Annotated in this window: 18 protein-coding genes; 12 read left to right on the top strand and 6 right to left on the bottom strand. The window is 43.5% G+C overall.

Annotated elements, in window-relative coordinates; genetic code table 11:
* Positions 1-24: 24 nt before the first annotated feature.
* From kdsB to VC178_RS01620, 5 genes are read right to left on the bottom strand one after another with little or no spacing between them, the layout of a single operon-like run.
* Positions 25-786 (bottom strand): 3-deoxy-manno-octulosonate cytidylyltransferase, encoded by a 762-nt coding sequence (gene kdsB, locus VC178_RS01640; RefSeq protein ID WP_323481394.1) that lies wholly within the window; start codon positions 784-786, stop codon positions 25-27.
* Positions 787-796: 10 nt separating this feature from the next.
* Positions 797-976: a Trm112 family protein gene (locus VC178_RS01635; protein ID WP_323481393.1), complete on the bottom strand. Its 180-nt coding sequence runs from the start codon at positions 974-976 to the stop codon at positions 797-799.
* Positions 977-1,033: 57 nt separating this feature from the next.
* Entirely contained in the window at positions 1,034-2,119 is a 1,086-nt protein-coding gene (lpxK, locus tag VC178_RS01630; protein ID WP_323481392.1) for a tetraacyldisaccharide 4'-kinase, read from the bottom strand.
* Between the two features lie 16 nt (positions 2,120-2,135).
* On the bottom strand, positions 2,136-2,597 hold the full coding sequence (locus VC178_RS01625) for a biopolymer transporter ExbD (protein ID WP_323481391.1): 462 nt from the start codon (positions 2,595-2,597) through the stop codon (positions 2,136-2,138).
* Positions 2,597-3,229 carry a MotA/TolQ/ExbB proton channel family protein gene (locus VC178_RS01620; RefSeq protein ID WP_323481390.1) on the bottom strand — a complete coding sequence of 211 codons (633 nt, stop codon included), beginning with the start codon at positions 3,227-3,229 and terminating at the stop codon, positions 2,597-2,599. The genes VC178_RS01625 and VC178_RS01620 overlap by 1 nt, the downstream gene beginning before the upstream one ends.
* A 313-nt stretch (positions 3,230-3,542) precedes the next feature.
* On the opposite strand from VC178_RS01620, the gene xseA reads away from it, so the two are divergent.
* Entirely contained in the window at positions 3,543-4,757 is a 1,215-nt protein-coding gene (gene xseA, locus VC178_RS01615) for an exodeoxyribonuclease VII large subunit (protein WP_323481389.1), read from the top strand.
* Between the two features lie 17 nt (positions 4,758-4,774).
* Here the strand turns inward: xseA and murB are convergent, their stop codons facing one another.
* Entirely contained in the window at positions 4,775-5,812 is a 1,038-nt protein-coding gene (gene murB, locus VC178_RS01610; protein WP_323481388.1) for a UDP-N-acetylmuramate dehydrogenase, read from the bottom strand.
* Between the two features lie 79 nt (positions 5,813-5,891).
* On the opposite strand from murB, the gene VC178_RS01605 reads away from it, so the two are divergent.
* From VC178_RS01605 to gmd, 11 genes are all read left to right on the top strand, one after another.
* The gene (locus VC178_RS01605; RefSeq protein WP_068947903.1) at positions 5,892-6,377 is read left to right on the top strand and encodes a YajQ family cyclic di-GMP-binding protein; all 486 of its coding nucleotides are present in this window, start codon (positions 5,892-5,894) and stop codon (positions 6,375-6,377) included.
* 70 nt (positions 6,378-6,447) lie between these two features.
* Positions 6,448-6,747, top strand: a complete 300-nt coding sequence (locus tag VC178_RS01600) for a BrnT family toxin (protein ID WP_323481387.1) — start codon at positions 6,448-6,450, stop codon at positions 6,745-6,747.
* Positions 6,734-7,006 (top strand): BrnA antitoxin family protein, encoded by a 273-nt coding sequence (locus VC178_RS01595; RefSeq protein ID WP_323481386.1) that lies wholly within the window; start codon positions 6,734-6,736, stop codon positions 7,004-7,006. The genes VC178_RS01600 and VC178_RS01595 overlap by 14 nt, the downstream gene beginning before the upstream one ends.
* Before the next feature lie 44 nt (positions 7,007-7,050).
* Positions 7,051-7,971, top strand: a complete 921-nt coding sequence (gene xerD / locus VC178_RS01590) for a site-specific tyrosine recombinase XerD (RefSeq protein ID WP_323481385.1) — start codon at positions 7,051-7,053, stop codon at positions 7,969-7,971.
* 31 nt (positions 7,972-8,002) lie between these two features.
* Complete coding sequence (plsY, locus tag VC178_RS01585; protein WP_323481384.1) at positions 8,003-8,635, top strand: glycerol-3-phosphate 1-O-acyltransferase PlsY; 633 nt, start codon at positions 8,003-8,005, stop codon at positions 8,633-8,635.
* A gap of 28 nt (positions 8,636-8,663) precedes the next feature.
* Positions 8,664-9,035 (top strand): MAPEG family protein, encoded by a 372-nt coding sequence (locus VC178_RS01580; protein WP_216177457.1) that lies wholly within the window; start codon positions 8,664-8,666, stop codon positions 9,033-9,035.
* 17 nt (positions 9,036-9,052) lie between these two features.
* On the top strand, positions 9,053-9,835 hold the full coding sequence (gene folE, locus VC178_RS01575; protein ID WP_323481383.1) for a GTP cyclohydrolase I: 783 nt from the start codon (positions 9,053-9,055) through the stop codon (positions 9,833-9,835).
* Positions 9,836-9,851: 16 nt separating this feature from the next.
* A complete protein-coding gene (locus tag VC178_RS01570; protein WP_323481382.1) occupies positions 9,852-10,058 on the top strand; it encodes a hypothetical protein in 207 nt (68 codons plus the stop codon).
* Positions 10,059-10,217: 159 nt separating this feature from the next.
* Positions 10,218-10,526 carry a high-potential iron-sulfur protein gene (locus VC178_RS01565; protein ID WP_323481381.1) on the top strand — a complete coding sequence of 103 codons (309 nt, stop codon included), beginning with the start codon at positions 10,218-10,220 and terminating at the stop codon, positions 10,524-10,526.
* Between the two features lie 541 nt (positions 10,527-11,067).
* Entirely contained in the window at positions 11,068-12,552 is a 1,485-nt protein-coding gene (locus VC178_RS01560) for a mannose-1-phosphate guanylyltransferase/mannose-6-phosphate isomerase (protein ID WP_323481380.1), read from the top strand.
* 54 nt (positions 12,553-12,606) lie between these two features.
* On the top strand, positions 12,607-13,734 hold the full coding sequence (gmd, locus tag VC178_RS01555; protein WP_323481379.1) for a GDP-mannose 4,6-dehydratase: 1,128 nt from the start codon (positions 12,607-12,609) through the stop codon (positions 13,732-13,734).

Here is a 13,734-nt window from a genome sequence, read left to right as displayed (position 1 = left end):
AAACAGTAATCGGCTCTTGAATTCTCAAGCCTTAGCTAGGAGGGCTCTTACTCGTTCTAGATCTTCGGGAGTATCTACTCCTGCTGGGGGGCTCTCTGTGGCCGTATATACCGCAATGCGATAGCCATTCCAAAGGGCGCGAAGCTGCTCTAAAGCTTCTGCTTGCTCCAGTGGTGCAGGTTCTAGGCGAGTATAGGCCTGTAAAAAATCAGCACGATAGGCATAAATACCCAAATGACGCAAATACTCAATTTTTTGTTTTTGGGGCATATCCCTAACAAAAGGAATGGCTGCTCTTGAAAAGTAGAGTGCTTCCCCAGTGCGATTGAGAACTACTTTAACGACATTTGGATTTTGAATTTCAGGAACATCATCAATTGGAACGGCAGCAGTGGAGATCGCGCATTCCACATGATCAGCCAAAGTTTGCGCAACTTGATTAATGAGCTCTGGCGGTATGAGGGGTTCGTCACCTTGAACATTGACTACCAATGCATCATTAGGAAGTTTGAGTAATTGCACCACTTCTGCAAGACGATCAGTCCCCGTTGGGTGATTCTCACTCGTCAATAAACATTCGATACGATGCTCATTACATGCCGCTTGAATCTCGGTCGAATCAGTCGCTACTATTACGCTATGCGCTAAAGATTTTTTGGCCTGCTCCGCAACTCGCACCACCATAGGTTTTCCACCAATATCAGCAAGTGGTTTACGGGGCAAACGGGTAGAGCCTAACCTTGCAGGTATGACAACTAAAAAATCTGGAGCTTTAGAGTCACTCATGCTGATTTAATTAGAGAACTTCATCAGCGTTTAAGTTGCGAGCTTCTTCAACCAACATCACTGGCACATCATCACGAATTGGATAGGCTAGACGATCCGCTTTGCATATCAGCTCATGTTTATCGATATCCAATTGCAGTTGGCTTTTGCACAAAGGGCAAACTAAGATATTGAGTAGGCGTTTATCCATAATGATTTAAATGAAGGGTATGAGAAAGGAGTGTAGCGCTTAATGCACTTACTGGGCTTATAAAGTGTATCGACGAGGATCTGGTCTTTGCAAAATGGATTGCAACCAGTCCATCAGATTGTCAGGTAGATGGAGCAACATTGGTACAACCCAAATACGCTCATCCTGGATAGCCGCACATTTAACTGCATCCTTCTCTGTAATGAGAATGCATTCTGATTTGATGGCAGTGAAAAAGTCTGGGCTGAAGGTGGCATGGTCTGGCAACGGAATATATTTCCCACTGATGCCATGCTTTGCTAAGTCATCAAAAAATCGTTGTGGATTACCAAGACCAGCAAGTGCCGTAATATTCTTTGGTGAGAATTGTTCAGCAATTTGTTGAAGCGACTGAGTGTTCGAGATATTAATGAGTTGATAAGGCATGCCCAAGCGACTGGCCAAATTGAAACATCGACGACCCAGAAAGTATTCATCAAGGAGGCCACTTTTTTGATTCTTGGGAGTGCCAGTAAATAAAGTGGCATCACGTTCACGGGTAGCTGGTTCACGTAGTGGACCAGCGGGAAGTAGAAAGCGATTGCCTTCACCTCGATCATCACGTGCTACGAGCTCTATATCGCGACCACCTTCACGTGCAGGCCAACGAATCAAGCCGCGATGCTGTAAACCATCATCACTAATAATGATATTTACATCAGGGGAGTGCTTTAGCATTGCTTTGATGCTTTGCTGTCGCTTGGGAAAAACCCAGATCGGAAATTGGTCGCCAGTTCGCCTTGCAATCAATACAGGCTCATCACCAACTTCAGCAGGATCAGAGTCACTCTTCACTTGCAGTGGCGTCGTCTGCACAGATGAGCCATAACCTCGACTAATGATTCCAGGCTTCCAGCCGAGTTGAGATAGTTGTTGCGCTAATGCAATCACGATGGGTGTTTTACCGGTGCCGCCCACCCGAATATTGCCAATAATGATGATGGGGACTGGAGCGGGTTCAGCCCTACCAATATCCAAGTCATGAATTAACTTGCGAATGCGTAAGATCACGCTATATAGCCAGGAGAGCGGCCACAGCGCAAGACTGGTTGGACCACGCCTCTCCCAAAACTTGGGGGCATTGCGAAAAATAGATAACGCCATCGCTAATTTCTTCTACTTACTTCTTTGTCTGACTACTAAAAACAATATTGCTCAGATTGGCGTCACGCGCTGCTTCTAGGGCCGTCATGACGGATTGATGAGGCGCTTTAGCATCTGCATCGATATTAATTTGTAGATTATTGTTAGCTTGCTTATTGGATTCAGTGCTTAACTGCGTCAAGACATTGCTTAACTGAGATGGGTCTGTCAATTTGCCATTGATTGCAAAGCGGCCATCACGGCTGACTGCAATATGAACTTGTTTACTCTCCACTTGAGTTTCATTGCCGCTTGCAGTCGGCAAAGTAATCGCTAACTCTTGATAACGCGTGAAGGTGGTAGAGATCATGAGAAAGATTAGGATCACCAGTAGCACATCGATAAAGGGAATCAGATTAATTTCTGGCTCAGTAGAAACTGATATCGTTCCTAGGGAAAATTGCTTTCCTGATTTTGAATAGGTGTCTAACCAACTCATTACGCAGATTCTGTTGGATACAGTTTTTTAAATAATTGGCGTGTGAACTCTTCGCATTCACGCTGACGTTGATTGGCGATTGCACGCAATGTTCGCCAGGCTGCCAGTGCAGGTATCGCAATCAATAAACCAAATGCAGTGTTATAGAGCGCCACGGAGATTCCATGTGCAAGCTGTTGGGGGCTGCCAGCACCATTGATAGCGCCTTGACTACCAAAGATTTCAATCATGCCCACAACGGTACCAAATAAACCTAATAAAGGGGCTATGGTGGCGATCGTTGCCAATGCTCCTAAATAGCGGTCAAACTTTAACCAAGTAGCCTGTGCAACCGCTTGCAGTTCTTCTAAGGCTGATTGAGTGTTATTGCCGGCAGATTTCTCGCGCAAAACGCAGGCAAGCAATGGGCTTGCTGGGGATAACTGGGCTAACTGAGTGATTTGCTCACTCGCCAGTGTTTTTTGGCTAACTACCTGATTGGCAAGGGTAAAAGCAGTTTCTAGGCACCCTTTTGGGAAAATATGAACCTGGCGCAGATACCAGCTGCGCTCTATAAGAATGGCTAGGCCAATAATAGAAATGATTAAAAGAGGCCAAATAGGCCAGCCAGCGGATAGTAAGATGGAGTACATATGACCAGTACTTTAGCTGAATTAATAAGCCCCTTTCAGAAAGCTTGCCTGTGGATAACTCTGTGCAAAACTTTTTTGTAGGGCTGCTCTAAGTCCTTGATTGATCGTCGGTTGGGTGTAATTCTCCTAAAAGTACTATGAGAAGTCGGGATAAATTCAGCATATAAATCATATGCTTATCATTTAACTGTAGTATTTATCAGACGTTTTGGGTCAGTAATTACTTACTTATTCGTATTAAACAAGAGCCAGTGGGCTTCTGTGGATATTTATTACCGTCTAGGCTAGATAGCTTAGGGAGCGAAGAGAAAAAATGTCGGAAATATCAAGGGAAATTCTGTCTGTCGGCGATCTAAACCGCGCCATTGCTCAATCTTTAGAGGATCGTTTCGATACCGTTTGGGTTAGCGGGGAGATTTCGAACTTTAAGGCCTATGACAGTGGGCACTGGTATTTCTCATTAAAGGATGAAGAAGGTCAAATTCGCTGCGTGATGTTCCGTGGCCGAAATGGCCAAGTTGGCTTTATACCGCAATCGGGAGATTTGGTAGAAGTCAGCGCCAGCTTAAGCATGTATGTTCCTAGAGGCGATATTCAGCTGACGATCCAAACTTTACGGCGCGCTGGGATGGGCGGTTTGTATGAGGCATTTTTAAAGCTCAAAGCCAAACTCGCAAAAGAAGGCTTATTTGATGAGGATCGCAAACGAGAGCTCCCAACACACCCAAGAGCCATTGGCATTATTACTTCGCCACAAGCAGCCGCATTAAAGGATGTTCTAAGCACCTTGGCAAGACGCGCGCCGCATATTCCGATTGTGATTTACCCAACCTTGGTGCAGGGCGCTGATGCGCCTGCAGGAATGATTACTGCACTCAAGGCTGCTGAAAAAGAACAAGCGGTAGATGTAATCTTATTGGTGCGTGGCGGAGGTAGCATTGAAGACCTATGGGCATTTAATGATGAACAGTTAGCGTATGCAATCGCGGGCTCTTCCATTCCAGTAGTGAGTGGTGTTGGGCATGAAACGGATTTCACGATCGCAGACTTTGTAGCTGATCTACGTGCACCAACCCCGACTGGAGCTGCTGAGCTGGCGGCTCCACGCAGAGATCAAATGCTGCAAGAGCTTGATGCCATCAGGCAAGCCTTGTTACAGCGCATCAATCAACGGGTAGAGCGTGAGGCACAAACACTGGATCAATTGGCATTGAGATTAAGTCACGCATTACCAAATCCAGATCGCATGCGAGAGCAAATGACAAGCTGGCAACAGCGCCTTAATCAAGCTTGGGCTGTACGTATGGAAAGCTGGAAACGTAATCAAATGCACTATCAATCCCAACTTGAAATGCTTAACCCTCAAAGAACTTTAGAGCGTGGTTATGCCGTTGTGCTCAATATCAATGAAGGTCTGCATGCTGCACGTAAACCAGGCGATCTTCATGCCGCAACAGAATATGAAATTCGCCTAGCTGAGGGTGCGGCGACAGTGCAGTTTGAGAAAGTCAGCGCACTAAAGAATTAAGGTCAGATTCAAAAAAACTACAGAATATTGGGTTCGATTTTTAAGCTCACACCAAATTCTTTTTTGACTTTGTCTTGGATGCATTGAGCCAGACCCAAAATATCTTGGGATGTGCCGTTGCCGTGGTTCACTAAGACAAGCGCTTGATTGTCATAAACGCCAACATTGCCCATGCGCTGACCCTTAAAGCCGCATTGATCAATTAACCAGCCAGCAGCAAGCTTGCGCTTACCTACAGCATCTGGGTATGAAACCAATTCTGGGTATTTATGAAGTAGGGTCTCGTATTGTTCATTTGGAACAATTGGGTTTTGAAAGAAGCTACCTGCATTACCAATCACCTTGGGGTCAGGCAACTTATATGTGCGAATCTTACAAACTGCCAAAAAGATATCTTCTGGGCTTGGGGACGAGTTTTTTGAAAACTGTTTTGCTAAATCTGCGTAATGAATACGTGCATGCCATTGTTTGGGGATTTTAAAAACGACCTTTGTCACGATATAGCGATGGGGATTTTTCTTGAAGTAGCTATCGCGATATGCAAACTGGCAGGCATCTTTTGTAAGCGTGACAAAGGCATGGCTTTTAGAATCAAAAGCTTCAACAGAATCAATGTACTCGCCTATCTCAACACCATAAGCGCCAATATTCTGAATGGGTGCAGCGCCAACTGTGCCCGGTATAAGGGCTAGGTTTTCTAGACCTGGAAAATCGTTCTCTAAGGTCCAGGCAACGAATTCATGCCAGTTCACTCCGCCGCCAACGGCTATTAAAGTTGAGCTGGCATCAGCAGTACTTATCTGCTGACCGGTGATATTCATGAGCAAGGTTGCGCCAGGTAGAACCTTGGGTAGGATGACGTTACTACCCCCGCCGAGTACTCGCCAAGTCAATTGCTTCTCGGCAATTTCATTCATTACCCCTGGAATTTGATCTGCAGCGGTAATTTCGTAGGCTAGTTCTGCGCTGGCATCAAACCCAAAGGTATTGCGATCCTGAAGATCGAGGTTTGGGCTCGATTTTGGGTGTGAGGATTCATTCTGGCCAGAGTTCATGCCACAATCTTATTCGAATGTTTGCTAAGTGCGCAGATAATTAAAGATCTTACGTAATTGAATAAATAGGGAGTAAAAAATGCCTTCATTTGACGTGGTTTGCGAACCAGACATGGTTGAGCTGAAAAATGCGATTGAGCAATCCAATAAAGAGATTAGCAATCGCTTTGACTTTAAGGGTTCTGATAGTCGCGTAGAGCAAAAAGATGAAACTCTCATCTTATTTGGTGATGATGACTTTAAATTGGGTCAAGTACGGGATGTGCTCTTTGGCAAGATGGCTAAGCGCAATGTAGATGTGCGTTATCTGAAAGATGATAAAAAAGAGACTATTGGTAGCGATAAGCGTAAGCAAACCATGAAGATTCAAAAAGGCATCACTTCAGAGCTTGCTAAAAAAGTAGTCCGCATTATTAAAGATAGCAAAATCAAAGTGCAAGCGAGTATTCAGGGTGATGCGGTTCGTGTTACTGGTGCAAAGCGAGATGATCTGCAAGCAACAATGGCTCTACTTAAAAAAGACGTGACCGAAGCGCCATTGGGCTTTAATAATTTCCGTGACTAACGCTAGGCTGGCGAGCCTCTAAAGACCATTTGCTAGCTAAGTTAATGTATATTATGATAATATACATTCAATGATAGATCTTCATCAAATAGCGGGGTTTCAGTGGGATGCAGGGAATGCCTATAAGAGCCAAGATAAGCATGGAGTTACTCAGGTTGAAGCTGAAGAAATATTTTTTAATCAGCCTTTATTAATTTCGGGTGATGAAAAGCATAGCGAGGAAGAGCGGCGATATCTTGCACTTGGAGTCACTAGCGCAAAAGTGTCATTATCTGTAGTGTTTACTTTGCGCAAAAAGGAAACCTTAATTAGAGTGGTTTCTGCAAGACCAATGAGCAAAAAAGAAAGGGCGTTTTATGAAAAAGCCTAATAAGATTATTCCTAAATTCAAGAACGAAAAAGAAGAGCGTGCTTTTTGGGAAAAAAATGATGCCTCAGATTATTTTGATCTGTCCAAGGCAACAAAAGTGACGATGCCAAATCTTAAGCCTTCAACGGCCTCAATTTCTTTGCGCCTATCCCAGAGCCTTCTAGAGAATATTAAATTACAGGCAAATAAGTTGGATGTGCCTTATCAGTCCCTGATGAAAGTTTGGCTAGCTGAAAAGTTGGAAGAGGCTACTAAGTAATCGGGAGATGCCCCTTTGCTTTTTGCCAAAAAATCTCATCTAATATGACCCCTAAAGGTCAAATACACTCAGCAAGCGAAGAGGCGATCGAGCGCTTTTGTGATGCTTGCTGGCTAGAGGATGGTCTGGCAAAGAACAGTCTGTCTGCTTATAGAAGGGATATGTTGCTATTAGCGCAATGGCTGTATCAGCAATCTGGCGCTGATTTATACTCGGTTCAAGAAAAAGATCTCACTGCCTACATAGCGCATCGTAGAGCAGACAAGGCAACTACCGCCAATCGACGACTTACGGTTTTCAAACGTTTTTATCGTCACGCCTTACGCATCAACTTAGTCAAGAGCGATCCATGTATTGGATTGCGCGCTGCAAAGCAAGCATTACGTTTTCCAAAGACGCTGAGCGAAGATCAGGTCACCGCTTTGCTTAATGCACCCGATATAGAAACTCCGCTGGGTTTACGTGATCGTACGATGCTCGAGTTAATGTATGCCAGTGGCCTGCGTGTTTCAGAGATTATTTCTCTGAAAACGGTAGCCCTAGGCTTAAATGAGGGCGTAGTGCGAGTTGTTAACGGTAAAGGTGGTAAGGAGCGCTTGGTGCCCTTTGGCGGTGAAGCGGGGCAATGGTTGAGGCGATATCTTGCTGAGGCCCGCACGCCGCTACTAGAAGGCAAAACAACGGATGCAGTTTTTGTGGGACGTCATACAGGTTTAGGCCTGACAAGACAGGCTTTCTGGGCTCTCATTAAACGTTATGCCACAGTAGCCAATATTCCCGTAGCGCTATCTCCTCATACTCTTAGGCATGCTTTTGCTACCCATTTGCTAAATCATGGTGCTGATTTAAGGGTAGTTCAGTTGCTCTTGGGTCACGCAGACATATCTACCACGCAGATCTACACTCACGTCGCCAGAGAGCGGCTTAAATCAATTCATCAACAGCATCATCCACGTGGCACATGAATGGAATGCTAAAAGTGTTTAAGATGACGATATGATTTTCACTCTAGATATTTTGCTGATTCCACTTGCCTATCTGATTGGCTCGATTTCATTTGCAGTAGTGGTGAGTCAGTGCATGAACTTGCCTGATCCTCACTCCTATGGCTCAGGTAATCCTGGGGCAACAAATGTGCTGCGTACAGGGAATAAATTGGCCGCAGCGCTCACTTTTTTGGGTGATGCTCTCAAGGGTTATTTTGCAGTCATGCTTGCTCGAGTTTTATTAGGGGATCAGTCTCTCACTGCATCACTTAGTTCTTGGGTTTTATGTGGTGTAGTGCTCGCCGTATTTTTAGGCCACTTGTTCCCGGTATTTCATGGTTTTAAGGGAGGCAAGGGCGTTGCCACTGCATGCGGTATTTTGTTTGGTGTGAATGATATTCTTGGTCTTGCCACCCTAAGCACTTGGATTATTGTGGCAGTGTTTTTGCGTTATTCCTCTTTGGCTGCTCTGGCTGCCGCAGTATTTGGCCCCATCTATTTTGTTTTTCTGTTTGGCTTTCAGCCCATGGGGATTGCACTCTTAGCTGTTTGTTCGTTATTGATTTGGCGTCATCGTAGCAATATTCAAAATTTGCTCAATGGCACCGAAAGTCGTATTGGCTCTAAAAAGACTAAAAGCTAAAACTGCTTAAAAGAAAAGAAAAATCATTATGACAATCGCTTACGCCTGTATTCTATTTATGGGCTTGCTGCCTTATATTGCTGCGGGCATTGCCAAGAAAGGCTTTGAAGAGTACGACAACAGCATGCCTAGGCAATGGTTGGCCAAACAAACTGGTTTTAGAGCAAGGGCAAATGCCGCTCAAGCAAATCTCTTTGAGTCTTTGCCGCTCTTTTTTGCGGCAGTCATTATTGCCCACATACAGCATGCACCCCAGGAAAGAATTGATTTTCTTGCTATTGGTTTTGTCATTGCTCGTATTGCTTACCTCATTTGTTATATCGCTAATTGGCCCACTACTAGATCAATAGTTTGGTTGCTTGGTTTGATTTGCGTTATTACTATCTTTTGTCAGATCTAAATAGAAAAATCATCACTATGACAGCAAAAAAAACATCTAACTCAGTAAGGGCAAAGACTGCTGCAAAGAAATCTCTACCCCCTAAAGTTTCAGCAAAGAAAGTCATAAACAAAAAAGAGGATACCGGGCTGCCTCTATCTGTAGTCATTCGACGCCGTATCGAGGCGCAGAAGGCGCGCTTTCATGCTAATGACAGTATTGCTGCTTTCATTAAACCCGGTGAGTTAGAGGGCTTAGTTGATGAGGTGTCTGAAAAGATGCAAGCCGTTCTAGAAAGCTTGGTTATTGATACTCGGAATGACCACAACACCAGAAACACTAGCCGTCGAGTGGCGAAGATGTATGTGCAAGAAGTTTTTAATGGCCGCTATGTTGATCAACCGACTTTGACCAAGTTTCCTAATGTGAGTCGCCTTAATGAACTCATGATTATTGGGCCGATAACAGTACGCAGTGCATGCTCACATCACTTATGCCCAATTATGGGTCGTATTTGGATTGGTGTTTTGCCAAGCAAAGAGTCGGCATTAATTGGCTTGTCTAAGTACTCAAGGTTAACTGAGTGGGTAATGTGTAGACCACAAATTCAGGAAGAGGCGGTTGTCGAGTTGGCAGATATGCTCGAGAGAAAGATTAAGCCAATTGGTGTTGCAGTGGTGATGGAAGCTGATCACTTTTGTATGCAATGGCGTGGCGTGAAAGATCGTGACTCTAAGATGATTAACAGTGTGATGCGCGGATCTTTCTTAAAGGACTCTAATTTACGTCGTGAGTTTTTGGCGCTGATTGATCGAAAATAATTTAAATCTGCTCTTTATGTTCAGGATTGTTGTAACGACTTTATTGACAATGACTATTGCTGCTTGCAGTGCCATCCCCGATCAGAACCAAGATCCTACCAAGAATAATCTGGCAACTTTTCGTAAAGATTGGAAAGAATGTCGGGAGGATTACCCAGAACAGGGTTCTGGCATTCACATTCGACAATGGGAGGGCTGTATGAATTTGAAGGGCTGGAAATAATCTAATTTAAGATCTAGTATTGGGTGAGAATTATTCTCAACTAAATAGTGTTATTTATCATAGACTTATATCGCTACCAACAAGTAAAAATCATCTCCACTATGATCTCATTAGTTTTGAGAATCTTTGTCTTATTACTTTCTTAATTTTGGAGAATCCATGAAAAATAGTCGTCGCCAATTTATGATTTTATCTGCTGCTGGTGCCTGTACTTTGGCCTTGAACGGTAAAGTCCAAGCTCAAGCTATGGTTGCAGAAACTGATCCACAAGCTGCTGCTTTAGGTTACAAATCAGACGCTACTAAGGTGGACAAGGCAAAGTTTGCAAAATATGCGGCTGGTCAACAATGCTCTAGCTGCGCATTGTTCCAAGGCAAGCCTGATGCTGCTGCTGGCGGTTGTTCATTATTTGCTGGTAAGCAAGTTGCTGCTAAAGGTTGGTGCTCTGCTTACGCTAAGAAGGCTTAAGCTTACCCAATTAAAAACGTGGCAATCGTTTGTCCCATGAATAAAAAAGACTGCCGCGGCAGTCTTTTTTATTGAGTTGGCATGATGAAATCATCTTTATTGATAGCATTTCACAGGCATGATTCATCCAAATTGATTCAACTAAATATAAAACCTCTAATTCTGAGCAAATTAGACTTATATTTGGTTATTTTGGGATTTTTATTGCTTATCTTGGTAGCTGCAATCAATTCGATATAGTCTTAAATGCCGTAATTTTGATACTTTCCGGCATTTTCCGTTTTTAGTGATTCAGAGCACTCATCTATGGAGTTTTGAGCATTAATTTTTTGGGATATTTTCTGCGGTCATATTGGCCCCTACGTGTTGTCATGGAAATAATTGGCTTCCAGGGCCCAATCTTGCTCCCTTTATTTGGCTCGCATCTATTTTATAAAAGATTTTGACCTTATATATAGAGATAAAATCTGGTTAACGTAGCTCATTTTTAAAATCAAACTCTAAAATTACATAATATATTTAGAAAGTTAACTATTTTTTTATGACGCAAGTTTTGCCTGTAATACTCTGTGGGGGTTCTGGGACGCGTCTTTGGCCGCTGTCCCGCTCAGGTTTTCCCAAGCAATTTTTGGCGCTCTCTGGTGATGGCTCCAATGAAAGTCTATTTCAACAGGCTATCAAACGTATTCATTCGGTAGGTAGCAATGATGTTAACTTGGGTACAACGGTGATTGTAACGAATGAAGAGCATCGCTTTTTGGCGCTAGATCAATTACGTGAGTTGAAAAATATTTCTGCTACTTTATTGCTGGAGCCGTCTGGTAGAAATACCGCTCCTGCATTAACGCTTGCTGCACTCTACGCGAAAGAGCTTGGGGGTGAAAAAGAAGACCCGATTTTGATTGTCACACCAGCAGATCAAACGGTTATCAATCCTGCAGAATTTACAAAAGTACTAGCTAAAAGTATTGAAATTGCTAAAGAGGATGGGATCGCTATTTTAGGTATCACACCAACTGGTCCGGAAACAGGTTATGGCTATATTAAGGTAGAAAATAGCAATGCTAGTACAGGCCCTTCTAAAAATGCTTATGTAGTTGAGCGTTTTGTTGAAAAGCCCAATCAGCCTGCTGCTCAGGGATACTTAAATGAGGGTGGCTATTTTTGGAATGGTGGCATGTTTGTACTCAAAGCAAGCGTTTGGTTGACCGTGCTTAAGGAGTATCGCCCTGATATTCTGAAGACAACCCGGGCCTCTTGGCAAGCTAAAACTACTGACGCTTCTGGTGATACTCAGTTTATTCGCCCAGGAAGGGAATTATTTAACGCGGTCCCCAGCGAGTCGATTGACTTTGCTGTTATTGAGAAATGCCCAGGTTCGAATTTTCCCATTAAGATGGTCGAGCTAGACGCTGGCTGGAATGATTTAGGTGCTTGGGATGCTGTTTGGCAAGTAGGTAAAAAAGATGTGCACGGTAATGTCACCAATGGTGATGCCTTCCTGACTAATTCAAAGAACTCATTAATTCATGCAAGTAGTCGTTTGGTAAGTGCTGTTGGCGTGGAAAATCTTATTATTGTGGAGACTGCGGATGCAGTGTTGGTCGCCGATCGCAAAAATAGTCAAGACGTGAAGAATATTGTTGGTCAGCTAGAAGCGCAAAAGCGCGAGGAAAAAAATCTGCATCGCAAAGTATCTAGGCCCTGGGGTTGGTATGACAGTGTTGATGAGGGTGAGCGCTTTAAGGTAAAACGTATTCAAGTAAAGCCAGGCGCTAGTCTTTCTTTACAAATGCATCATCATCGAGCGGAGCATTGGATTGTAGTTAAAGGTACTGCAGAAATTACGAATGGTGATCAAGTAATTACTTTGTCTGAGAATCAAAGTACCTACATTCCTCAGGGACAAACTCATAGGCTTGCCAATCGAGGAACTGAGCCATTAGAAATTATTGAAGTGCAGTCAGGTAGTTATCTCGGGGAGGATGATATCGTCCGTTTCGAAGATACCTACGGCAGAAGTTAAATTGAACAAAAAGTCGGTCAAAATTAATTCAAAAGTAAATTAAGAAGAGTCAATATGAGCAAACAAAAAGTTGCATTAATAACGGGCATTACCGGTCAAGATGGCTCTTATCTTGCTGAGTTTCTTTTGGAAAAAGGATACATAGTTCATGGTATTAAGCGGCGCGCCTCTTCTTTTAATACTGAGCGAATTGATCATATATATCAGGACCCTCATATTAACCACCCAGATTTGATTCTTCACTATGGTGATTTGACGGATACAAGTAATTTAGTGCGCATTATTAAAGAATGCCAGCCTGATGAGATTTACAACTTGGGCGCGCAGTCACATGTGGCGGTTTCATTTGAGTCTCCTGAATACACTGCTGATGTTGATGCAATTGGCCCACTCCGCATGTTAGAAGCTATTCGTATTTTAGGGCTGGAGAAGAAAACCCGTTTTTATCAGGCCTCAACTTCTGAGTTGTATGGTTTAGTACAAGAGATTCCACAAAAGGAAACTACGCCTTTTTACCCAAGAAGCCCGTACGCTGTAGCGAAGATGTACGCTTACTGGATCACTGTTAATTACCGTGAAGCTTATGGTATTTACGCCTGCAATGGAATTTTGTTCAATCATGAGTCTAAGCGTCGCGGCGAAACTTTCGTGACTCGTAAGGTAACTCGTGGCTTAGCTAATATTGCACAGGGTCTGGAGAAGTGTCTTTATATGGGGAATATTGATGCTTTGCGTGACTGGGGTCATGCTAAAGATTATGTGCGTATGCAATGGTTAATGCTCCAGCAAGATAAGCCAGAAGACTATGTGATTGCTACTGGTATTCAATTCACTGTGCGCGAATTTATTATTCGCAGTGCTAAGCAGCTCGGTATCATCCTGAAGTTTGAAGGTTCTGCTGAAAATGAAAAAGCAATTGTTGCTTCTATTGAGGGGGGCAAGGCTTCAGCATTAAAAGTAGGCGATGTGATTGTGCAAATTGATCCGCGCTACTACCGTCCAACTGAAGTAGAAACGCTATTGGGTGATCCCTCTAAGGCAAAAGAGAAGCTCGGCTGGGTTCCAGAAATTACGCTCGATCAAATGATCGTCGAGATGGTGGCTAGTGACTTGGATAAAGCGAAGCAACATGCGCTATTACTTAAGCATGGACACTCTGTAGCTGTTGGTAAGGAAAATTGA

Source organism: Polynucleobacter sp. AP-Sanab-80-C2, from assembly GCF_035012965.1.
In the GTDB taxonomy this organism is placed as follows: Bacteria; Pseudomonadota; Gammaproteobacteria; order Burkholderiales; family Burkholderiaceae; genus Polynucleobacter.
Note: the sequence above shows the minus strand (reverse complement) of the source record. Positions and strands in the feature narration are given on the sequence as shown.